Origin of the sequence: Paenibacillus nasutitermitis (assembly GCF_014641075.1) — a bacterium.
Taxonomy (GTDB): domain Bacteria; phylum Bacillota; class Bacilli; order Paenibacillales; family Paenibacillaceae; genus Paenibacillus_Z; species Paenibacillus_Z nasutitermitis.
The window spans coordinates 372,272-396,319 of sequence record NZ_BMHP01000001.1 but is presented as its reverse complement, the minus strand read 5'-3'; the positions used below and the strand labels follow the sequence as shown (position 1 = coordinate 396,319).

At 44.2% G+C, this 24,048-nt stretch carries 17 protein-coding genes; 9 read left to right on the top strand and 8 right to left on the bottom strand.

Annotated features, from left to right (window positions below; genetic code table 11):
• Positions 1–299 precede the first annotated feature (299 nt).
• The 3 genes from IEY46_RS01695 (at position 300) to IEY46_RS01685 (ending at position 3,878) form a co-directional block, all read left to right on the top strand.
• A complete protein-coding gene (locus tag IEY46_RS01695) occupies positions 300–1,256 on the top strand; it encodes an ABC transporter permease (protein WP_188988520.1) in 957 nt (318 codons plus the stop codon).
• A 15-nt stretch (positions 1,257–1,271) separates the two neighbouring features.
• Complete coding sequence (locus tag IEY46_RS01690) at positions 1,272–2,162, top strand: carbohydrate ABC transporter permease (RefSeq protein WP_188988517.1); 891 nt, start codon at positions 1,272–1,274, stop codon at positions 2,160–2,162.
• Between the two features lie 93 nt (positions 2,163–2,255).
• Positions 2,256–3,878 (top strand): extracellular solute-binding protein, encoded by a 1,623-nt coding sequence (locus tag IEY46_RS01685; protein ID WP_188988515.1) that lies wholly within the window; start codon positions 2,256–2,258, stop codon positions 3,876–3,878.
• 176 nt (positions 3,879–4,054) lie between these two features.
• Here IEY46_RS01685 and IEY46_RS01680 read toward each other — a convergent pair whose 3' ends face one another.
• From IEY46_RS01680 to IEY46_RS01660, 5 genes are all read right to left on the bottom strand, one after another.
• Positions 4,055–7,105, bottom strand: coding sequence for an alpha-mannosidase (locus IEY46_RS01680; protein WP_188988513.1), 3,051 nt, complete (start codon positions 7,103–7,105; stop codon positions 4,055–4,057).
• A gap of 107 nt (positions 7,106–7,212) precedes the next feature.
• A complete protein-coding gene (locus tag IEY46_RS01675) occupies positions 7,213–8,838 on the bottom strand; it encodes a glycoside hydrolase family 183 protein (protein WP_188988511.1) in 1,626 nt (541 codons plus the stop codon).
• Between the two features lie 64 nt (positions 8,839–8,902).
• Positions 8,903–10,528: a type 2 periplasmic-binding domain-containing protein gene (locus IEY46_RS01670; RefSeq protein WP_188988509.1), complete on the bottom strand. Its 1,626-nt coding sequence runs from the start codon at positions 10,526–10,528 to the stop codon at positions 8,903–8,905.
• A gap of 61 nt (positions 10,529–10,589) precedes the next feature.
• A complete protein-coding gene (locus tag IEY46_RS01665; RefSeq protein ID WP_188988507.1) occupies positions 10,590–11,486 on the bottom strand; it encodes a carbohydrate ABC transporter permease in 897 nt (298 codons plus the stop codon).
• A gap of 11 nt (positions 11,487–11,497) precedes the next feature.
• Positions 11,498–12,352, bottom strand: coding sequence for an ABC transporter permease (locus IEY46_RS01660; RefSeq protein ID WP_373288780.1), 855 nt, complete (start codon positions 12,350–12,352; stop codon positions 11,498–11,500).
• 634 nt (positions 12,353–12,986) lie between these two features.
• On the opposite strand from IEY46_RS01660, the gene IEY46_RS01655 reads away from it, so the two are divergent.
• Positions 12,987–14,060, top strand: coding sequence for a GntR family transcriptional regulator (locus IEY46_RS01655; RefSeq protein WP_188988503.1), 1,074 nt, complete (start codon positions 12,987–12,989; stop codon positions 14,058–14,060).
• A gap of 38 nt (positions 14,061–14,098) precedes the next feature.
• On the opposite strand, the gene IEY46_RS01650 is transcribed toward IEY46_RS01655, so the two are convergent.
• Together IEY46_RS01650 and IEY46_RS01645 are read right to left on the bottom strand one after the other, a co-directional pair.
• Positions 14,099–14,440 carry a DinB family protein gene (locus tag IEY46_RS01650; RefSeq protein WP_268239494.1) on the bottom strand — a complete coding sequence of 114 codons (342 nt, stop codon included), beginning with the start codon at positions 14,438–14,440 and terminating at the stop codon, positions 14,099–14,101.
• 105 nt (positions 14,441–14,545) lie between these two features.
• A complete protein-coding gene (locus tag IEY46_RS01645; protein ID WP_188988501.1) occupies positions 14,546–15,259 on the bottom strand; it encodes a glycerophosphodiester phosphodiesterase in 714 nt (237 codons plus the stop codon).
• 134 nt (positions 15,260–15,393) lie between these two features.
• On the opposite strand from IEY46_RS01645, the gene IEY46_RS01640 reads away from it, so the two are divergent.
• From IEY46_RS01640 to IEY46_RS01620, 5 genes are all read left to right on the top strand, one after another.
• Entirely contained in the window at positions 15,394–17,175 is a 1,782-nt protein-coding gene (locus IEY46_RS01640; RefSeq protein WP_188988499.1) for a sensor histidine kinase, read from the top strand.
• A 30-nt stretch (positions 17,176–17,205) separates the two neighbouring features.
• Complete coding sequence (locus IEY46_RS01635; protein ID WP_188988497.1) at positions 17,206–18,786, top strand: response regulator; 1,581 nt, start codon at positions 17,206–17,208, stop codon at positions 18,784–18,786.
• A 141-nt stretch (positions 18,787–18,927) separates the two neighbouring features.
• Complete coding sequence (locus IEY46_RS01630) at positions 18,928–19,875, top strand: ABC transporter permease (RefSeq protein ID WP_229749997.1); 948 nt, start codon at positions 18,928–18,930, stop codon at positions 19,873–19,875.
• A gap of 14 nt (positions 19,876–19,889) precedes the next feature.
• On the top strand, positions 19,890–20,783 hold the full coding sequence (locus IEY46_RS01625; RefSeq protein WP_229749996.1) for a carbohydrate ABC transporter permease: 894 nt from the start codon (positions 19,890–19,892) through the stop codon (positions 20,781–20,783).
• A 101-nt stretch (positions 20,784–20,884) separates the two neighbouring features.
• Entirely contained in the window at positions 20,885–22,621 is a 1,737-nt protein-coding gene (locus tag IEY46_RS01620) for an extracellular solute-binding protein (RefSeq protein ID WP_188988493.1), read from the top strand.
• A gap of 146 nt (positions 22,622–22,767) precedes the next feature.
• Here the strand turns inward: IEY46_RS01620 and IEY46_RS01615 are convergent, their stop codons facing one another.
• Positions 22,768–23,715: a copper amine oxidase N-terminal domain-containing protein gene (locus tag IEY46_RS01615; protein ID WP_229749995.1), complete on the bottom strand. Its 948-nt coding sequence runs from the start codon at positions 23,713–23,715 to the stop codon at positions 22,768–22,770.
• Positions 23,716–24,048 lie beyond the last annotated feature (333 nt).

Sequence of the window (24,048 nt, the reverse complement as noted above, 5' to 3'; positions counted from 1 at the left end):
GAGGAATAATCAACCGTAGTAAAAAACTAGATTTCAAGCGAATCGCCCATGCCGGCAGTAAAAGCGAAAAATAATTGCCGGTAAAATATTGACAATAAAAAAGCAACCTTGTATCCTGTTGATAATAAATGTCAACAATTTATTGTTAAGGTATTCAATTAATCAGAGTCATCTTCTACCACATGCAGCCCATCGTTGATCTACTACACAGAAATGGAAGCGGATTCAGCTCTTCCACTCCGAATGGTCTTTCCGTTTTGCAGGCTCTGTAAACAATATTTGCTAGGAGGAAAGAAAATATGAAAAATTCGACTTATCTTGTACCACTGCTTGAGAAGAAATCTTCACCATTCCGTAATCTAAGACGAAGTATGAAAGTGAATTGGCCATTATATCTGTTATTACTCCCGCCATTATTGTACTTTTTAGTTTTTTGCTATTGGCCTATGTATGGAGTGCAAATTGCATTTAAAGATTTTTGGGCTTCAAAAGGGATAGTCGGGAGTGAATGGGTTGGTTTTATCCATTTCGAGAATTTTTTCAACTCCATCTTCTTTGAACGGACCGTAGTGAATACGATTTTGATTAGTGTCTACTCTATCGTTCTAGGCTTTCCAGCTCCAATTATATTCGCCTTACTGATTAACGAACTAATAAGTAAACGTTTTCAAAAAATAATTCAAAACGTATCTTATGCCCCATATTTTATATCTCAAGTTGTAATGGTAGGTATCATCTTCATATTTCTTGCTCCGGACAAAGGCTTAGTGAACAACTTTATAGGACTTTTTGGCTTTGAACCTATTGCATTTATGAATAATCCCGGCATGTTTAAAAGTATTTATGTGCTTTCCGGGATATGGCAGTCTACAGGTTGGAGCGCAATCATTTTTATTGCTGTTTTAGCTGGAATTGATCATGAACAAATTGAAGCCGCAGTTATTGATGGAGCCAATAAATGGCAGCGGATTTGGCATATTTCATTGCCTTATCTTATGCCTACAGCGGTTATTTTGTTTATTTTATCGGCAGGCAATGTTATGAGTGTTGGGTTTGAGAAAATTTTTCTTATGCAGAATTCAGTTAATATGGCGACGTCGGATGTCATTTCAACCTATGTATATCGATTGGGGCTGCAAAATATGGAGTATAGTTTCTCTACTGCAGTCGGTCTATTTAATTCGGTTATTAATTTCGTCATTTTAATTGTGGTAAATGCCATTGCCAAGCGAACAAGTGAAGTTAGTCTATGGTAAACGAGGAGGTGGAATATGAAAATCATTCAGACGAAGGCAGATCGTACGTTTGACATTATTAATGTAACATTTCTTATCCTATTAACATTTATCTTTCTCTATCCACTCGTCTTTATCCTCAGCGCGTCTTTCAGCGATCCTGATTATGTAAATCGGGGGGAGGTGTGGCTGCTTCCCAAGGGGTTTAGTTTTACGCCATATATTAAAGTTTTTGAAAATGGTGATATTATTCGCAGTTATTGGAACACGATTATGTATGTAGTCGTTGGTACAGTAATCAATGTAGCACTCACGATTATGGCAGCATATCCTCTTTCTCGAAAAGACTTGGTTGGAAGAAATGTATTTACGATGATTTTCACGTTTACCATGTTTTTTAGCGGTGGCTTAATCCCTCTTTACTTGGTTACAAAACAGCTGGGTTTGATTGATAATTTTTGGGTCATGATTCTTCCTTCTGCTATATCGATGTTTAATGTCATCGTCATGCGTACCTATTTCCAAACTTCGATTCCTGAAGAGCTATATCAAGCGGCTGATATTGACGGTTGTTCAAAAATAGGTGTTTTATTTCGAATCGTACTTCCGTTATCAGGTCCAATTATTGCCGTTATTTTACTCTGGTATGCGGTTGGACATTGGAACTCTTATTTTAATGCCCTTATTTTTTTAAGTGATCGAAATAAATTTCCGCTTCAGCTCATTTTAAGAGAAATTTTAGTGCAAAACGATCTGCGCAATCTCATGCAAGCCAATTCGTCAACCTTTATTCAAGATAGCTCGCAATTTGGTTCAAGCATTAAATATGCAGTTATCGTTGTTTCAACCTTGCCCGTTCTAATTATGTATCCTTTTGTACAAAAGTATTTTGTTAAGGGCGTTATGATAGGAGCCATCAAAGGGTAGGGTCTTGTTAGCAGGGTAAGCTTTACACTTACTTTGCTATTCAGATAATCATTAATGATCAACATTCAAGCTTAATAATGAGGGGGTAATTGTGTGACGAAGACGAGAACTCTGAAAGGTTTTATGGTAGTAAGCGTATTGCTTGTTCTGCTTTTTGTAGTGGCTTGCTCGAATAACGGCAATAGCACGAATGGAAACAAAGCAACAAATGGCGCAGATGATAAGAATACATCTCAGAATAACTCGAGCAAAACCATTGTTTTGAAAGCCCTTACCTCAAAGCACCCTTATCAGGCGGACTGGAACACGATGCTGGTATTTAAGGAACGCGAAAAAAACACGAATGTCGTCGTGAATTGGGAAAATATTGGCGAGGGGTATGTGGAGAAGCGTAATCTCATCCTTGCATCCAATGATGTGCCAGATTTCATTGCACGCTCGTCATTGTCCGCAGTGGAAATTGATACTTATGCGAAGCAAGGAATTATTATCGGTCTAAATGATCTGATTGATAACCATGCCCCTAATCTTAAAGCGGTCTTAGATGAAAATCCTCGAATTAGAAAAGCGATTACTTCAGCAGACGGTAATATTTACGCTCTGCCGGTTATTAATGGCTGGATGGGCGACAATACCAGAAAGTTATGGGTTAAACAGACATGGCTGGATGAATTGAAACTCTCCACACCGACTACTCTTGATGAATTTACAGATGTTTTAAGAGCCTTCCGCAAAAAAGGGCCTGATGTTGTGCCCATGTATATTAGTGCTTCGAATGCACGTCAATACTTTGCGGGTTCGTTTGGATTAGGTACCAAAGGCTCGGATAATTTCATTCAGTATGGATTTGATTTAGATGCTAGTGGAAATATCAGGTTTGTGAAGACAGATCCCAATTACAAAGAGCTGTTGAAATATTTGAACCTGCTGTGGAATGAAAAATTATTAAGCCCAACTATGTTGAATGATAAGGAAGAAAATCATGTCAGCCTTGCTAATGCAGGATTAGTCGGTGCCTTTATGAGTCATAATGCGGAACCTCATAAGCCGGACGATTTCGACATGGTTGCACCGTTCAAGAGTGAATTCACGGATCATCCGCTACTCACTACATTTAACTCAGGAGTCTGGCAAAATCAGGTCGTACTTACAAATGCCAATAAACACCCGGAGGAAACGATGGAGTGGCTTGATTATTGGTATTCTGAGCAAGGCTGGATTGAAATGCAGTATGGTTTTAAAGGTGTAACTTATGAAGTAGATGCAGATGGAGGTTATTGGTGGACGCCGGAATATGACCATTTGGTTCAACCCATCGAAAAGAGCCGTGGTCAGTTCTCACCCATGTTTGGTCTAGGCTTGCCTTATTATATTGTTCCCGATGAAATGACAAAGCGTCGTCCATGGAAAAAGGAAATGCTTGAAGCCGCAGCGATTACCAGAATTGACGAGGCTGTAAAAAGATTTGAGCCGTATACGCAGCCAGTTATGGCTAATGGAGTAGATCCATTTATGTTTACATCAGAAGAAAATACAATTGTTAAGAGCTTTCAAGCTGAAGCCATGCAATATGCTGAAGAAATGGAAGTCAAATTTATTCTTGGCCAGGAATCATTTAACAACTGGGATAACTATGTGAAAAAATTAGAAGGAATGGGCTTAGACCGTTATATGGAAGTGTTAAATGCAGCCAATGAAAGATATAAGAAACTTTAATTGAAAAAGGTTGCTGCATTTGTTTGAAAACTTACCCGAAAGACAGACACTTTGAATAAGTGCCTGTCTTTCGGGTACCGCGATTTACGCGGCAAATTAATGAAATATTGTTCTTGTCATCTGTTAGTGTTCCACAGCTTTCATGTTATTCACTGTCGCTTCGGCCCTGTACTCCTTCAAGCTGGTTGAACATTTTGAACGATTCTAATCGTTCTCACCTCGAAAGGGCGGAAATGTAGCAGGATCTCCCCATTCTCGTGTGGCAATTCGGCTGTGATCTCCTCAAGCATGTTCGTTTCGAACACGGCCGCAACGGGCATGCCCACATCCAGTCCGCATGATATCGAGGACCCTTTGCACTCGTACAAGCGCATGATCCAATCCCCCGAACCGTCCTCGGCAAGCTTGACCGTCTCCGCAATCACATTGGCTTGATTGACTTGTAGCAGTGACATTTCTTCAATTCGGCTGGCTCCACGCGTGATGCTGACGGGATAATTCAGCTCGTAGGCTTCCTGGACGACGGGACTGTCTGCGAACGATCCATTCCAGATCAGGAACCCGTATGTAAATTGGTGCGTTCCCTGATCGGACGTCTCATCCGGATAGGTCGGTGACCGGAGCAGCGTCATGCTCATCGTATGATCCTTCACGGAAATCCCATATTTGCAATCGTTTAGAAGCGCGAAGCAGCGGTTCGTCTCCGCAAGCGCCGACCACTTGTGCTGACACCCTTCGAAACGGTCCGAGTCGTGGGGCAGCGAAGAATGATTCGGTCTTCGGACATAACCGAACTGAATCTCCTGGAGCGACTCGTTCGCATAAATGCCCACTGGAAAATCGACGCGGAGCATCTTGTTCGTCTCATTCCAGTGGACCGTGGTGTGGAATTCGATCCGCCGGCTGCCCGCCCGAATCCGGATATCTTGAATCAGGGTCGAGTTATGAAGAACCCGTTCGACCCGAATATTCGCAAAGAGCGGGCCATCCGCCGTAACACATACGCTGGCCTTCCCGTCCAGCTCTACCGGAGACGCAGCGTAACGCCGGTCAATCTCCCAAGCATCAAAGGCGGACGGTTGGTCCCGGTACATCTTTAAGGCGTTGCAACTTCCCGCGGCCCACTCCGTCCCGCTTTCCTTGTCCACGATACTGACAAGCTCCCCCTGTCCATTGACTTCAATCGAGAGATATTCGTTCTCAAGATGCGTCCTTGTAGCAGATACCGCCTTAGGGACCACAACTTCCACTGGCGCCCCCCCTTGTCCGATCGCATACGTCGACCAGCCCATGGAGGGGGATTCGACCTCGGCATATATGACCCCGTCATGCCGTTGAACGGGTATCGCCTTGCCGTTCGAATCCGTAATCCCATTGACGCCATCAGGGAGCACAAGCAGTTCATTTCTCTTCCAGGACAACGAATTAAAGACCGTAAGGCCAGTGCTTCCGCCGTCGGCCAGCGTATCCCGTGTGCCTGCGGCCATGTCGCAGATGTCCTCGTTCAGCCTCGTTAGTTCAGCCTGTGCTTCCTCATGAACCCGGTGAATGGACGTACCAGGCAAAATATCATGAAATTGATGCAGTAATAATCGTTTCCACAATTGGTCCATCGCATCATACGGATACTCCCGGCCTTGAAGCCTTTCTGCTGCGGCACCCCACAGTTCAACCTCGCGCAGGCTGATTTCGGCCTTCCGGTTCAACCGCTTCAGCAGCGCTTGCGTCGTTAACGTTCCCCGGTGCGCCGGGTAATACAGCTCTCCCACGTATTTCGCATCGGGAATCCCCCTGTCAATCTGATCCTGAAAATAGTCGATCGGGGAACCGTGCTTCGTTCTCGGGACACCTTCCAAATTTTCAAGCCGGCGCAGAAACTCCAGGTCATCCCGGTTCGCTCCGCCTCCGCCGTCGCCATGCCCGAATTGAACGAGTCTTGTTGCAATGCCGTCTTTCTGCACGCGTCCATTCCACTGGCTGATCAGAAACGACGGGTTGACCCGGATGGGAAATTCGCCGTAATCGAGCAGATGCGTCAGAATTTGCGTACCATCGATGCCCTCCCAGAGGAATGTATTGAACGGGAACGGGGCGGCTACATTCTCGTAAGTCTGAAACATTTTAACAGATGCAAAGTAGCGAAGCCCGCAGCCCTTCATGATCTGCGGCAAGTTGCCGGAGTAACCGAATACGTCGGGCAGCCAAAGCATGTCGTTGTCTTTGCCGAATTCTTCCTTGAAGAATCTCTTGCCGTGCATCACCTGGCGAATCAAGCTTTCCCCGCCAGGCAAATTCGTATCGGGCTCCACCCACATGCCTCCTTCGGGGATGATCCGCCCTTCCGCCACCGCCTGTTTAATGCGCGCATACAGTTCGGGATACAAGTCCTTGGCAAGCTGAAACAAATACGGCTGGCTCTGAACGTACCGGTATTCGGGGTACTCCTCCATAAGCGCGAGCTGATTGGACATCGTTCGGGCGATCTTTCGTTTGGTCTCCTCGATCGGCCACAACCAGGCGATATCAAGATGCGACTGCCCCATGAGGAACATCAGTGGAGCCGTCGAGCCGTTCACGCACGCCAGGAGCGGCGCCATAAACGACCGGCACCGATTCACGTTAGCCGTCCGCTCCTCCAATGCAAGGCTGAAATCGATTGTCGATATAACCTGCTTCAGATGACCGTCGATTTCCGCTGCCCGCAGCGAGTTCACGTCAACATGCTGTCTGACTTGAAATAAACATTCCAAATCGATGTAAAACTGATAGATGTCCTCTTCGAATACACAGAGAAAGGATTTGCCCATCATCGGCTGCAGACCCGTATGGCCGGCATACGCTTCCGCGACAAGTTCAAATTTCTCGCCGGGCATCCCGCTCCGCGTCAATGTCACGTCATGATGTTGGAGATCCAGCGCCCCGCTTACGATCCCATTCACATAAATTGTTGCTTCCGAGCCAAAATCGGCCAGGATAACCAGCCTCTTGCCTTCCGCTGCTTGCGGAGCGATAACCGAAGCGCGGAGCCACGCATACATCCAATCGCCGCCCCACCGTTCCCCAGGGCGTATAGGGTTGAACAAATTTCCGCTCGTTTCCGCACAGGAAAGACGCTCGTTTGTAACAAAGCCTGTAAAATCGATTGACGAGATTTTCGTATATATGTAACGGTCTTTAAGCTTTAACAGCTTCTCGATATGGTACTGAATCTCTGTTCTCGTATTCAAATCTCCGCTCACATCCTATGGCTTTATCTTGGTTGGAACAAATGCCGCTGCTCCGAAGCACGGCCAGAGCGTGTCGCTTCAGCGACACGCTCTCGCTACACGCCCCGCTAGCTTCCGGTAGTTCCTTCAACAGATGGAAGGCCTAGGGCCGGATTAGTCAAGTCGAGTTTATACATGATCTGATTGTAGTTGTAGCGCGGCGTCGGAATATGATCCGTATACGTATTCGTATAGGTCGCCTCGAAGTAAATGACGCGGCCGCCGTCTTCGAAGAAGAACTTATGCTGAGCCGGGTTATAGAAGGTGTAATTGTCATGTGTAAGGATCTTCTTGGCCGTTGTCCACGGACCTTGCGGCGAAGGCGCTTCCGCATACCAGATCTCACCGAGAACCGATGTTGTCCCCATAACCTGCTGTCCAATCATCACATAGCGCTGCCGGTAATCGTTCCACTCAACAGAGCTTTGGGCCAGCTGAATTTCATTATTGGTATCGGCATCTTTCAATTGATAGTAGCGCTCCTCGCCACCATGAATCAGACCGAGGTTAATCAGTTCTTTCTCTTCATCCTGACTGAGCGGCGGGGTGTTCTTCTTCCAGCCCCACAGGAGCTGGCCGTTCTGGTCGCGTTCGAGCGATGTATTAGCCCCGTCGTAGGCCGCTCCCGGCGCCAGGCATGTAAACGACTCGTATTGGGTATAGTCGACAATGGCATCGTAACTTGCGGCAACGCGCAAATTCGGTATTCGGTGCTCGGTAAAGAGCCAAAAGCCATCGCCGTTTTCCTCGTAGTAGGTCGCCTGGCCGCCCGGATGGCGCCAGTCGTCCTTGGACGGAAACTGAACGGCCTGTTCGAATTGCTCCGTCTGATCATTAAAGACGAGAATGCCGCGCACGGTTAAATCCGGATTAAGCGTACTGTAGCCTGTGAGCAGGCGCTCTTTTCCCGTGCTGTCCTCGGCCGTCATCAGGCCGAAAATCCACGCCATATTCGCCCCATCAGGAAGAGACGGCACCATGCTTTTCACAAACCCGTCTGTATTGGTGAAATAGTCCAGATTAACGCCGACATCGGGATCCAGGCCGCCGTTTTGAGGCAGCTTCGACGTCGCGCCCGTCGTACGGAAATTCCCCAGCGGATAGGCCGGTCTATCCGTATCCCCCCAGAACCAGTACAGCTTATTGTTGTACTCGATTGTTTGCACGGAATCCTGGCCCATAACCAGACCGTTGACTGCCGGCTGTTTAATCGGTGCTTTCAAGCCGAGCAGCAGACTATCGCGGTATATGCCCTGGCCGGTAACCCGGTAAAGCCGTTCGGCAATGTTGACCCTGTTCATCTGCAGCGTGACGCTCCCGCCGGGCGTTACGTCGACGGCCTGACCGCGGTAGCCGAAGAAGTCGGTTGGCACCTCGTAGCCGTCACTGAACATATGAAAGAATACTTGCCGATCCATAAGGCCCGGTTCATCAAACGCCACGATACCGGAGCTGTCCGTGTAATACAGGATGTTGTTCGTCGTCTTTAACTCCACGAGCGGAATACCACGGCCCGTCTCGGCATCCACGACCTTAATCATGAACGGTGCATGCTTCTTAAGGACCGTCATGCTTTCCACCTGCTCTACACTGCTCCCCGCTGCCTGCCCCGCCGTCGTAACGCCTGGTGCTACCATGACCATCAGCATAGCGCAGGCCCATAATCCTGCATTTTTCCACAGTTTCAATTTCATCTTTTGTTCCCTCCCGAATTTCTTTTCGATTGGTGACGGGTGAAATTGCCATGTTACTGATCGGTTATTTGGACAGGACTCGTTGAGCAGCATCGTTGTAAATCTTTAACACTTTATCGGTATCCCCCATTTTTTTAACCTGGTCAATAAATTTGGACCAGCTGTCAAAGCTTGCCTTGCCGGAAACATACTTCGCCTGCTCTTCCGTAACAAAGGTTTTGATCGGGTTCATAATCTCGGATATTTCCTGGCTTTCGTCCGGTGTAAATTGGATGGCCGGTTCACTGAACCACGAGGGAATATAATCATTTTTGGGCATGGGTAAACTTGTTAAATACGGCGACTTTTCAATGGGGACTTCTTCATATTTGTTATCAAAGAACGTATAATCAGTTGCGGCAAAGTCTACGAATGCTTTTGCATCGTTTACCATTTGCAAACCAGGATTATATTTTTTACTTGCTCGGATCCCGTATTTATCGCCTTCCGCCCATGGATCCTTTGCCGTTTTAAATGAATCCATAAAGGTCGGGTTGCCGTCTTCTCCGATTTTGTAGGTGGTACCCTCGATTCCCCAAGTCACGAGTCTGATATTTTCGTCAGAATATTGTAAATCGATAAGCTTGATCAGATCCTCAGGATTTTTGGTTTTAGAACTGATACAAAAGGTAGCCCAACCTAAGTCCGGGGTATTTCCATTGGCCACTTCCTGCCAGGCTGTACCATACTTTGGATTATCCGGATACAAGGAAACCGCATATATTTTATCGTCATTAGCCGTTCTCGTATAATCGCCCGGTTCCGTAAACCACTGGGTCAACCACATAAAGGTATCTCCATTCAAAGCTTTTTTCTTGATCGTATCATCCGTATCAATTGTATACTCAGGATCCAATAACTTTTCTGAATAAAGCTTGTTGGCAAACTGAATGGCATCTTTATATCCTTCATCGAAAATGCCATAAACATATTTGCTTCCATCCCAGTAAATATCATCCTTCACGTGATTAGCAGAGAAAAGAGATCTTAAACTGTTCCATTTTGTATCGATAGGATATTTATCTGGATAGAGCTGCTTCAGTTTTACTGCCGCGTCATAGAATTCATCAAGCGTTTGCGGAATTTTTATGTTATTTGCCTTAAATACATCATATCGGTATGCAGATACATTCTGTACTAACATCCCTTTATCCAAAGGAAAACGTGGCGTAGATGTTTCTTTAAAGGAATACATTTCACCTTCAGAATTGGTCACTCTTGCCATGCCATTATTAACCTTGCTGAGATAGTTCATATAGTTAGGCATTAGTTCCTTGTATTGACTTAGCTCCAGAATCTGGCCCTCCTTAGCCATATCCGTGATATCGTAGAATAAAGGAGTTACGAAGAAATCTGTCATATCGTCACTGGCAATCATGAGTTTAACTTTTTCGTCATATTCAGATGCTGGAATATAGTTAAACTTTATGTTCAGTTTTTTGCCCAGCTTCGCTTCCATCTGCTTCTTCCATTCTTTTCCTGCCAAACTATTCTCATTGTCTACCCCTTGGGAACTTAAAGTCACAGAAAAAGTCAAGGTATCACTATCCTTGGAGTCATCAGCAGCTTCATTATTGTTGGTGCAGGCCGATGCGGAAAAAACGAGCAAACAGACCATGACCAGGCTAAGCATTTTTGCCCTTCTAATCATTCAAATTCCTCCCTATGAATATGTTTCTTATGGCGTCAAAGACTGCATCAAGATCATTTCATTAACCCTTAATCGCTCCAACCAATACCCCCTTTGTAAAGTGTTTTTGAAAAAATGGATATATGGCCATAATGGGAAACATGGTAATAATGATGACACTCATTCTTATTGCCTTGGGATCAAGCGCGGTTCCCGATGAATTAATGGCGACATTGCCAGCCCCTACCCTACCCTGAATTGCACTTGTGTCCAGGGTGAATAAATAGTTTCTTAAAATCATTTGCAATGGATACTTATCCTGATCCTTAAGGTATATTAAAGCTTCAAACCAGCTGTTCCAGCTTCCTACTAAACCAAATAAAGCAAAAGTGGCAAGCAGGGCTTTCGATAATGGTAAAATAATTCTAAACAGGACCACAATATCATTGGCTCCATCAATGACAGCCGATTCTTTTAACTCCGTCGGAATATTTAAAAAGAACGTTCTAAATAAAAACACATTGTATGCACCGACCGCGCCGGGAAGTATCATCACCCAAACCGTATTTAACAAATGCATACTGCGCATAAGCAAGTAGGTTGGGATTAATCCTCCACTGAAAAACATTGTGATCATGAGAAATATGGTAATGAATTTTTTCCCCATAAATCCTGGGACGGTAAGCGGATAAGCCAATAAGGAAGTAAACAACAGCATAATCCCGGTAGAACCAACTGCATAAAGAATCGAATTCATATACCCCTTATAAATAAGCGCGTCTTTCAATACATTTGCATAGGCCTGTACAGTGAATCCTCTTGGCCAAATCGCAACGCTTCCCGAGGATATGTACCTTGCACTGCTCAGAGAAGTAGCAATAATGTTCAATATGGGGTACAGCACGACAACAAGGATCAATAGCATAATGAAAATATTAACAGCATCAAAGGCTCTGGAACCCAAACTGACTTTCCTCAATATTCTCCCCCCTAAAACAAACTCGTTTCCGATACCTTGCGGCTTACCCAATTTGAGATATACAGAATGAAAAAGGATATCACTGACATGAATAAACCTATTGCAGTGGTATACTCATATCTTGCGCCTAAAATTCCTTGCCGATATACATAGGATCCAATGACGTCAGCTACACTATATGTTTCCGGTGAATACAGCAAGATGATTTTCTGGAAATCCGATCCCAGTATTCCGCCTAAGGAGAATATAAGTAATATGATTGTTGTTGGTCTGATTGACGGCCAAGTGATGTGCACGATCTTCTTCCATCTGTTTGCCCCATCCACTTCCGCGACATCATAATAGGTAGGGTCTATTCCACTCAAAGCAGCAAGGTAGATAATTGTCCCAAAACCAATCCCCTGCCATATACCTGATGAAATGAATATGGTTCTGAAATAGCCCGGTTCTAATAGAAACATGATCGGACTTCCGCCAAAATAGGAAATAATATGATTAAAGAGACCATCTCTGGCAGCAAAATCCTTAAGTATACCCGCAACGATTACCACAGAGATAAAATGAGGGAAATAAGAAACCGTTTGTACGATTTTTTTGAAATGTTTGTTTCTCAGTTCATTAAATAATAGGGCAAGTATGATTGGAGCGGGAAACGACCAAAGCAAAGTATACAGACCCAAAAGTAATGTATTTTTTAACACTCTGAATGCCATTGGGTCATGAAAAAAAGTGTTAAAATATTTAAATCCAATCCAGGGACTTCCCATGATCCCCTTAGAAGCGCTGTAATCCTTGAACGCTATGGTAATCCCATACATCGGAAAGTAACAAAATATGAGAATCGTTAAAAAACCAGGCAGCACCATCAGATAAAGATAACGTTGTTTCCAAATTTTTAATCCTAGCTTTTTATTCGTTCTTTCCAAAGGAACACCCCTTTTATTATGAAGTTCATGTCAGAGATTGCTTCCAACTTAGTCCTTCGATCTGAAAGAAGCCATTGGATTTGATCTTGGAATTGAAAGCGCACTCAATTCAGCCTGTACAAATTTCCCTTTCACGCTTCTGCCCACGTTTAAACGCTTTCAAAATAGACATGCAACGTATTCGGACAACGTTCCATACTCGCGATTATGTACTTCCGCTACTAACATAAATGCTGATTTCCCTTATGCTGCATCCTCTAAGTTGTTATACTAAGCGAAGAATAACACATACCATATTTTGCGTCAATACAGAGTTTTTTAAAATAATCCCACTGATTTGTATGCTTAATTTATGACAAGTACAAATCAAATAAACCCTTAAAGCCTGGAATCCACCATTCTCTTGGGAATATTGGCTTGTCGGGCGGTCGCCAACCCTTTTCTGCGTCAACTCAAGTGTGAACGCTTGGTGGCCGATTTCTTCAGGATGTTGAGTTGAATAGAATAAGTTAGTATACAATTTCTCATAAAGTGCGCTATAATTAAGCATACATCCAATATGAGGTGATCTTACATGAGCAAGAACGATACAACATTGCCAAAGTATCAGCTGGTAAAGGATTATGTCCTTTTACAAATAGAGAATAATGAGCTCGGCAAGGATGATCGAATTCCGAGCGGATCAGAGTTTGCCAAATTGCTCGATGTGAGCTCGATTACGGTGCGGAAAGCGTTGACGGAACTTGTCAATGAAGGGGTCATTTATCGTGTGAGGGGTAAGGGAAGCTTTGTCGCAAGTAAGGAGGCTTCTGTCAGTAAACCGTCTGATTACGTTACCTTTATTATTTCCGGCAACGAAATGTACGACAGTTCGTATATGCAGCTCATTAAAGGCGTTCAATCCTTCTTGAACCAACAGGGCTGCAAACTCATTATTGAATTTGTGGAAAATGATGTTGAGCAAGAACGGGAACTCATTCTGAAACTCATTCAATCCGAGAATCGAGGGCTCCTTATTTATTCCGCCAACCCCGACTCAGCCAAAGAATATCTCAAAGAAGTTCGAAAAAGATCGATTCCGTTTGTCATGCTGGACCGTTTTCCATCGGGCTATCCAGTTAATTGTATTACATGTAATAATCATGACGGCGCCTATGAGGCTGTTGAGTACTTGATTGACCAAGGCCACCGGAATATCGGATTTGCCGCCTATGATTTCCATCTGAGTACAGAGGTCGAACGTTACAACGGGTACCTCAATGCCATGGCAAACGCCTCACTAACGCCAAATGACGATATTTTATTTCTTCAGCGGGATCTGGACTACTCCAGGCTTTTGAGACAAATTCAAAAAGGCGAGCTTACCGCTCTTTTTTGCGTAAACGATAGACGTGCTCTCGAAGTAATTGAACAACTTACACTGCAAGGCGTCAAAATACCGGAGCAAATATCCATCATGGGCTTCGATGACATTGAAAGCTCCAAATTCGCCAAAGTCTCTTTGAGCACCGTCAAGCAGCATTTCGAGATGCTTGGTTATGAAGGCGCAAAACTTCTGTTCGAGAGCATCAAGGACACCTCCCGCGGTTACAAAAAAGTATTACTTTCTACCGATCTTGTCATTCGAGAGTCGATCAATAAAATATAACGCCACCCATGTTGTGCTGCAGCGTTATTGAGCAGAATCTAAGCTCTAGTAGAACGGCAGTTTTCATTATGAAATGACATAAAAATCCCGCTTCGGCCAAACGGCCAAGGCGGGATAACATCTTGCTCTATATAACCGGATCCGGCAACCTCTTTCTCCAGATCCGCATGTTCGTTAATACATGCTTTGAATCTCATTGATAAATCGTCATACCTGGCTTCCAGTTCCTCAAGGCTTCCAGCTTCTGCATTCGCCTCGATTTGAGAAGAAGCCGCTAACGCTTCTTTCATGCTTTTTCCCATCATGATGTCATACCAACCGCAATCAACCTTGTATATATGTGCCATGACCTTCGACACCGACGAAAACACGCTATTAATTTCCTGCTTCTAATTACCTAATCGCGGCCCTGACAACAATTTGTCAGGAATATAAATAATCAGCTTTTCCTTTAATCCGACCTAGATGTAAGCCCTGCCCCGTTGTTACTTTTGATGAAGCACAGTATCTGTTGTGATATAGTCCACTTCGGCCAGTATAAAAGGCTGAGCCAGCTCATGTGTGTTAACGGTCCAAACGGAAACTTCAATTCCAGCCTTGTGGCATCTGCGAATATCCTCCGCCGTTGTTTTCTCATGATAATAATCAAGAAAAGCCGGAGCCAGGCTTTGGACGATGTCCAGATCTGACTCTGTCGGGCACTCGCTTGTCAGGAACCCAAGCGGTATGCTCTTATGCAGCTTTCTTACTTTTCGCAAGTCTTCTGCATTGAAGCAGATGAAGCGGCACCGCTCAATCATTCCACTACGCTCAACTATCTCTACCAGCGCCTGCAAATCGGCATCTCTATGATATTCTTCGATTTCTACAAAAGCGAACATTCCAAATCTTTTGCAAACGGCAAGCGTCTCTTCCAATAGCGGCATGCGTAAACCTGGATAATCGGAGATATTATGACCGGAAACAATCGTCAATTCTTGCGTTTGTGCATAAGTCAAATCCTTCACTTTGCCAGACCCGTTCGTCATCCGGTCTACCGTGCGGTCGTGATGCACAATCCATGCTCCATCGACGGTGCAGTACGTATCACATTCAATTCCCCAAAAGCCGGAATCGCCCGCCAGTTCAAATGCCGGGATTGTATTCTCCGGTGCCTTCATGCTGAATCCGCGATGGGCTACATATCTTACCTCTTTCATCGTTTTCCCTTCTTTCCTTGATAGTTTAAATACGCTATAATTCAAACGAATTATAGCAATCTGCTTAAACGGGTGTCAATCGATTAGAAACCTGCCTAAGTCTTGTTACTCTGATCGCAATAAGGGGGGCTATCTTGAAACGAATTCGCTTGACCAAATTAAATTTGCGAACCAAGTTGTTTTTATTGTACTTCATGACGATTTTCATCCCGTTGATTATAACCACTCAGATCGTTTTATCCATTTCCGGCAAAAAAATTATTCAGCAGACGACCAACCTGGTTCAGGACAGCACCCAGCAGACATCCATCACGATCCAGGGACAATTGAATCAGTACGTGGATATGGTTAATCGATTAAGCTATGATCAGGAGCTGATTAATTATTTAAATCCAAATCGGGTGTATCAAAGTGACTTGGAAAGCATAGATGCCTACGCTTATTATCTTAAGCCTGTCACTTTTTATGATTTCAACAACAAAAATGCTACAGCCAGCTTGAAAATATATTTTACCAATACCACCCTGCTTCAAGACTCGAATACGTTCATATTTGCTGATCACGATGTGCAAAATCAGTTGGAATATACGTCTGCAACTGCCGCTCTCGGAAAGCTCGTATGGGGTGAGATCGGCGATCAGATCTATTTGTCCCGAGCAATGTATAATAGTCAAAGGCAATTTACTGCTGTGGTCTCCGTATTAATTTCGAATAGCATCTTCGACTCCCTCACTGTCAAAGGAACTAAAAGCGCTCAAGCCATGGCCGTTACCGATACGGAGGGGAAGACGATCTATTCCAATTCAAACATTCCCATGACATGGCCGATCGTCAGGAAGCTGATTGAATCCGATCAACAAGTAGAGCCATTCGATATTAAAGATGATCGTACGGGTCAAATGTTTAAAGTATTGATTAAAAAGCTGGGCGATGGCCAGGCGTTTTCGAATTGGCGGCTGCTGACCTTAATTCCGCTTGATCAAATCATTCATGAAGAAGTCACAATTAGAAAAACACTGTTAGCAGCTTTTCTGCTTTGTTTACTGTTCAGCAGCGGCATGTTCATCATTGCTTTAAACCGGATTACGGCCCGAATCAAAGCCTTGGTCAAAAAAATGCAGAGCTCGAGAAATGGCGAGTTTTCCATCATTGAAGATACGGGAGCAACGGATGAAATCGGTGTTCTGACCAAAAGCTTCAACAGGATGATCGAGAATTTGCAACAATCGATTATTGAGAACTATAAAGTCAACTTAACTCTCAAGGATATTACCATCAAAAAAAGGGAAGCTGAATTATACGCTTTGCAAAGCCAGATCAATCCGCATTTTTTATTCAATACTTTGGAATCGATTCGAATGGGACTGCATAACAAAGGGGATCAAGAGACATCCAGCGTGGTTCTAAGTTTTTCAAAGCTGTTTCGTCACCTGTTGAATTGGGAAGGCGATCTAGTTGGTTTAGAAGAGGAATTAGAGTTGGTTGAGAAATACCTCAGTATTCAAAAATACCGCTTTCAGGATAGAATATCTTATCAGATCGCATTTCCTCCCCATTTAAAAAACACGCTGATTCCCAAACTCACGATTCAACCGCTGGTTGAGAATGCGGTTAAGCATGGCATCGAGAGCATTGGCGGTACGGCTCTCATCTCGATTACGGTTGTAGAGGGCGATAACGATACGATGCAAATTGTGGTGGAGGATAATGGGATGGGGATTCCGCCTGTTAAGCTGGTTGCCATCCAACGGGAATTGGCCTCAGAAGAAATGAAAAAAAGCGGCAGTATCGGGTTGAAAAATGTGCACGACCGCATTGCGCTTCACTTTGGTGCCGGTTACGGGATTGCCATAGGAGGCAACGAGCCGACTGGAACAAGGGTGGTCGTTCTGCTGCCCATTCAGTATCCATTGTAAGCACTCTGCAAGGAAAAAGGAGGAATATCCTTGTATACAGCATTCATTGTCGACGATGAGCCGCGAATTCTCACAGGTATGCAGACGATTATTAACTGGGTGAGCTTTGGCTTTGTGATTGTCGGGGAAGCATCGAACGGTCTGGAAGCGCAGGAGCGAATCGCTGAATTGAAGCCGGATCTGGTCATTACGGATATCAAAATGCCGCTGATGGATGGATTGGAGCTGGTTCGCGTATTGAATAAACAGTACCCGGACATTCAGCTATTGATTCTTAGCGGCTATAACGACTTTTCTTATGCCAAAGAAGCATTGCGGTACGGGGTTAACGACTACCTGCTCAAGCCGGTCGATCCGATTGAATTGGGTCAGACATTGGAGTTGATTTACAATCGGCTGTGGCATGCCACTCAACTAAGATTGAAAGAGATGGAGCAGCTTCAATCGCTCAGGGATATCTTTCTGGGAAAAGTAGCCCGTGGCGAAATTATTCAGAATTTGATTGATACTGCGTCCACCTATGATATTGGGCTTCAGGGAGATCAATTCTGTCTGCTGATTGTTTCGGTCGATCGTTTTGGCGAATTTCTGATTTCACTACCGGGCGAGGAAATTCGGTTAAAGCGGTTTGCAGTGCGCAATGTCATGACGGAAATTGTAAGTCATAGCGGCTATGTATTTGAAATTTCCGATCAGCTTTTCGGGATTTTATTAACTGATCCCGTACAAACGGTTGGTGATCGTTTATCCGCTATGGCTGAACACATCGTCGATTGCACCGAGCGATATGTCAAGGAATCAGTCACCATTGGGGTGGGTTCCATCGTATCGCAACCTTTGGAGATTAAGCACTCGTACAATCAAGCGTTGAAAGCGATGGAGCAAAAGTTTTTTTTCGTAATGAAACATGTGTTTATTTACAAACCCGAGGTGTTTAAAGGAGGCTTGCCCGATATCCTCTGGGATGATGATGCCTTGCTGCTGGCGATCCGCGAGGGAAGTCCAGAGCGGATCGCTAAAGAAATCGGGCAATTAATCGCATCGCTGAAGCTGCATTATATGACCTTGGCGAAATTAAAATATGGTGTGATCACGACGATCATTCATCTGGCTAAGCTTACAGAAGAGTATCATGGCGATTGGCAAACGTTTTATACCGGTAAATCTAGTGAAGCGGAGCATATTATCGGCCACGGCGATATCCAGCTGCTGGAACAATTTTTAATGCAAATTTCGCTTGAAATTTTCGGGTATGTCGAGAGCACCAAGAATCGAAAATCAGATAGCCGCATCGACGAGATTATCGAACACATCGAACAAAATTATATGCGGGAGCTGAATTTAAAAGAATTATCGAAGCTTTTTTACATCAATAAGGTCTACTTGGGTCAGCTGTTTAAGAAGAAAACAGGCGAATATTTCAACGACTACATAAACAAGGTCAGAGTCAAGCACGCCTATCGGTTGTTAGAGCAAACCTCACTTTCCAATTCGGAAATTGCGGAACGGGTTGGCTATAAATATGCAGATCATTTCTACAGGTGGTTCAAACAGACTTATGATATGAATCCCGGCGAGCTGCGCAAGCGAAACGATTCAGATAAGGAATAGATACTAGTGGGGCGGTCCGCAAGCGGATCTGCTCCATTCTTTATTTTTACTAGTGAAATTCTTTATATTATGGAATGAATACGCTCAACCTGAATGCTATTATTTGAACAGAGTCAGAATCCAGTCAAAGGAGTGTCACCCTTGAAGCAAAATACCCTCTTGGTTAAGCGCAATCTTGCAAAAAGCAAACTAAGACGGAGAAACCTAGTCCCGTTACTCGTCATGACCGTTCCTTTTTTTCTCCTTGTGATCTTGTTCAATTATGTTCCTTTATGGGGATGGAGCATTGCGTTTGTGGATTATATTCCGGGTAGAAGCATTATGGAAAGCCCCTTCGTCGGGCTGAAATATTTCCATAGATTGTTCGACTCTACCTCAGACTTCGGACTTGTGCTGCGTAATACGCTTGTACTTAGTTTTATGGGCCTGCTACTCTCACCGGCTCCCGTTATATTGGCCATTCTAATTACAAATGTCAGAAGCCGCTGGTATGGGAAGTTTGTACAAATTGTCTCTTCGTTTCCTCATTTCACCTCATGGATTATTGTGTACTCCGTTTTCTTTGCCTTTCTGTCCATTGATGACGGGATGGTCAACGGCCTGCTGTACAATACGCTTCATTGGATTGGAGCGCCTTCGAATATTCTGGCAGACCCCCGCTGGACCTGGTGGCTCATGACCTTTGCGACACTGTGGAAAAATGTAGGCTGGACTGCAATAATCTATATTGCAGCTATCGCGGGGATCGATCAAGAGCAATATCAGGCCGCTGAAGTGGATGGGGCCAGCCGGTGGCAGCAGATGCTGCATATTACGATCCCTGGCATCATGCCGACGTTTACCATTCTGATGCTAATCAATATCGGCAATATGCTGAATATCGGATTCGATCAATACTACGTGTTCCATAATGCTTTGATCAGCGAGCGTATTGAAGTCATCGACACCTATACTTACAGAATGGGTATTGTACAGTTTGACTTTCCTTACGCGACAGCAGCGGGTATTTTCAAATCATTCATTAGCATAATCCTGCTGTTTTCTGCAAACCGCTTTACAAAAATGACCACAGGTCGCTCCATCATGTAAACGAGGTGAACACATTGAAGCAAAATCGGGTTCTGTTAACACCAAAGCAGCGCGCATGGGATGTATTGAATATAGCGATTCTGACCCTGATTGTTCTGATAACTTTTTTCCCATTCTACTATATATTCATCTATTCCATCAGCGATCCGACCAAGGCCATTCACGGCGTATATCTCTGGCCGGCTGGCTTTAGTCTTGACAATTATCGTGAATTATTCAAAGAAAACATGATCATCCAGGCCTTCTTTATTTCGGTTTCCCGCACCGTACTGGGCACCTTAATCACTTTGATCGGCTGCACGATCTTCTCTTACGGCATTAGTAAGCCAATCGTTCCTTTTCGTAAAACCATGTATGTTACTGTACTGATTACCATGTATATCACTCCTGGATTGATTCCATGGTACATCACGATGAAGGCGCTGGGATTTTACAACAATTATTTACTCTATATTCTACCAGGGGTGATTTCTGCCTTTTTTGTTGTCTTGATCAAAACCTATATGGAGGAGCTTCCTAAGGCACTGGAGGAATCGGCCATGGTTGATGGGGCATCTTATTATCAAATTCTTTACAAGATTATCCTGCCTTTGTCCGTACCGGTTCTGGCAACTGTCGCCATATTTAATGCCGTCAATCAGTGGAATTCCTGGGTCGACAATTTGTATATGGTTCCCAACCCGAAGCTGGAAACGCTGCAGCTGCTGCTATATGGCTTTGTCAATCAGCAAAATTCGGCCATGAACATGGTTACCAATGCCGGCATGTCGCAGCACGCTGTTACCCTAACGCCAACTTCGGTGCAAATGAGCATTACCATGGTAGCCACCATCCCGATCATACTGGTTTACCCTTTCTTGCAGCGGTTCTTTCTCAAGGGACTGATGCTTGGCGCTGTCAAAGGTTAAGACAAGTCGATAAGATTTCAAACGATATCCAGGCAGGTATATCCAGACGGGTATATCCAGACAAAGAGCCTTTGATATAAAAAAAATATTTGGAGGTCGCTATGAACAAGAAATGGAAAAAAAGCTTTGTATTCGTATTCATCGCCGTATTGCTTGTTATGATGGTGGGCTGCAGCGGGAACAACACAAACACCACTCAAGAAACAACAACGGAACCAAGTTCAGACAAAGGATCAACAGAGTCTCCGACAACCCCATCCGAGCCTGTGACGTTAACTATCTTTGGCGGTGTGGAATCGGCAAACCTTAACGGTGCTTTTCAAGATGACGATGTGATGAAGGAATTGGAAAAGCGGACTGGCGTGAAACTCGATTTCACCTCGAACCTCAACATTTCGGATCCCGCACAGAAAATGGCGGTTATGCTGGCAGGCAATGACCTGCCCGATATTGTGATCTTCAATACACTGACGGATCAAGCTAAAGTATATGGTGCCAAACAGGCGATTCCGCTGGATGACTTGGTGGCAGAGTTTGGTCCGGACATCCTGAAAAACGCCGGAGATGCTTTGCAAGTCTCCAAACAGTTGAGTTCGGATGATACGCATGCCTTATATTATTTGCCCGGTGGTGTTAAACAGGTTATTTTCTCACCGCTTGTCAATGAGAATGCATGGAACCTGCGTTGGGACTTATATAAACAATTAGACTATCCAAAGCTGGATACATTGGATGATTTGCTTAATGTAATGGAACAAATGATGAAGCTGGAACCCACTAACAAAGCCGGCAAGAAAACCTACGGCATCGGCATCAACTTGTCCGATGATTGGGGACAATTGATGATCGATAGAGCGAACTATAATATGGCAGGCGAGGCCTGCTGCGGATACAATGATCTTTATTACAGTATGGATAAAAAACAAATCGTTCCACGGATATCTGATCCAAATTCCACTTTCTGGAAATCGGTGAAGTTTTATAACGAGGCCTATAAGCGCGGCATTCTCGATCCGGAATCTGCTACATTAAAGTTTGCAGCACTAAATGACAAATTTAAGTCAGGAAGGTATTTTGCCAGTACAACGCATTGGTCTCAAGCTGGCGCTGATCAGCAATTTATTGCCGAGGGTAACCCAGAGAAGGGATTTGTCCCCCTCATGATTAATAATAATCCGAATAATATCTATGTTGCAGCACAGTCGATAAACGGGAACCAGTTCCAGATGTTTATCTCCAAAAACAGCAAAAATCCCGAAGCCGCAATGAAATTTATCAACTATTTATATACCAATGAAGGTTCAGAGCTTCTGCAAAACGGTGTCGAAGGAAAACAATACGATATGGTGAACGGCGTCCCTATTGTAAAGGATTCGGAATTGGACGCATTGAAGAGTGATCCTAAACACTTCCTGCAAACGGGCGTCTTGAAATATTCACATATGCAGCGTTTCAATCCGCCCCAAAATCCAAAGGGATATCCATCCGACTTCATGCAGGTGCCAGAGACTGTGAAAAAACTTGCAACCCCTGTTCAAAATGATTTTATGGCTCATTATAATTACAGTACGATCAACGATGCTTTTATAAAGATTCCAAACTATTCCTATGATGTAGGCAAATTGGGAAGCCTTTCAGCCGTTCCGGGCTCCGATATTCAGGGGAAGAAAGAACAGCTGGATGCTTATCTGGTTGCTAACATCGCCAAAGTCATTTACCAGAAAACCGATGCTGACTTTGAAAAAGCGAAAAATAGCTTCCTCGATGCCTACAATTCCAAGGGAGCAAAGGAGGTATTCGATTACTTCAAAAAGAGCTATGAGGATGCGAACAAGTAAATTAGATTTAGCGATATCAACCCATCTGATGTAAATGAATGGTCCTCCATAGAAGTTGGAAGAACTGCCGTGTATTCGTAACGGCAGTTTTTTTAACATCACTTGTTGTTCTGTTTAACTATCCGATTACAGATATTCGAGTTTGATTACTGATTTATCTCTGCCCTTATCTCGTCAGGAAGCTCGAAAGCCAGTGATCCTGATTGTTCTTTGACTTCATCGCCGACAATTCTTTTGACGCCAGTTTCAGTGATCTTTCCATCAAGACTGATTTTCCCTGCTGTAATATTGGTGCTGGTCATTAAGCCACTGGTTCTGTAAAAGAAAAATTCCTTTTTGATGTCGGGTTTGGTTCCTGTGGCGTTCGTCACTTTGTTGTCCAGGAAAAGCTGATCCGTGTCTTTTTGACCAACAGGTATGTGCGCCTGCCATGTGATCACGAAAAAGTCATCTTGCAGTTCATAAAACGAAACGGTATCGTCCGATATCAAGAAAAAGCGATTGGCTTCGCCGACTGGGAAAAGAAAGGTTGTTTCAAAACCTTCTCGTTCATGCGTATAAGGTATTGATTTTTGAGCATAATGAGCATTCCTCGGACCCTTGTCCATCACAAATTGCCGCGCATTCGCCAGTTCTCCCCTATATAGGATATCTTGCTCGTTTTGGCTGAGCGGCGAGTTCACGAACACAGTATTCTCATTTGCGGCCACGTGATAACCATAAAACTGCGAAAGAAAACGAAGTGGAACATAAACGCGATTCTTTACGATTTTTGCGGACACATCAAGCGTCATATTATTAGATTGATCAGCCTTTATATAATACGCGATGTTTTTACCAGCGGTTATCTTAACCGTTTCCGACCATTTGCGGATGGTGGCAGTTTTCGATTCTTGGTTCCATTCTACCGAAGCGCCAAGCGAATCAGTTATAGTGCGAAGCGGGACTAATACCCTGCCTTTATCGACTATTAGCGGAACTTCAGATTGGATTTGCTCCCCTTTAACAAAGATTTTGTCAGGTGCAGCAGCGTAGGTTGTTGCCGAAACGGTCAGTAGACTCGCGGTCGCAACCGCTAATATAATTTTCTTCATTATGTCATCAACTCCCCTTTTAAAGGTAAGACGCTGCAATGGATCGGATTGTTTCATGACCTTATATAGCTAAATCAGCCTTTTTAATTTTTTTGGCTAGTCAGTTTTTACTGCTTGACCTCTTTTGAGATGTGAGGTGGTAATTCGTTCAATCTGTGATTTTGTGCGTCTGATTGCTTATACTTCATAGTAAGAGCGACTCCTTGATGTGTTGTGGACAAACCCATCCGAGGCGCTCCTTTTTTACAGAGCCCATTTCTCAAGCTCTAGGAATGTTTAGTTAAATAATCTACAAACTGGTTGGTAAACCATGCAGGTACATATTGATACAAT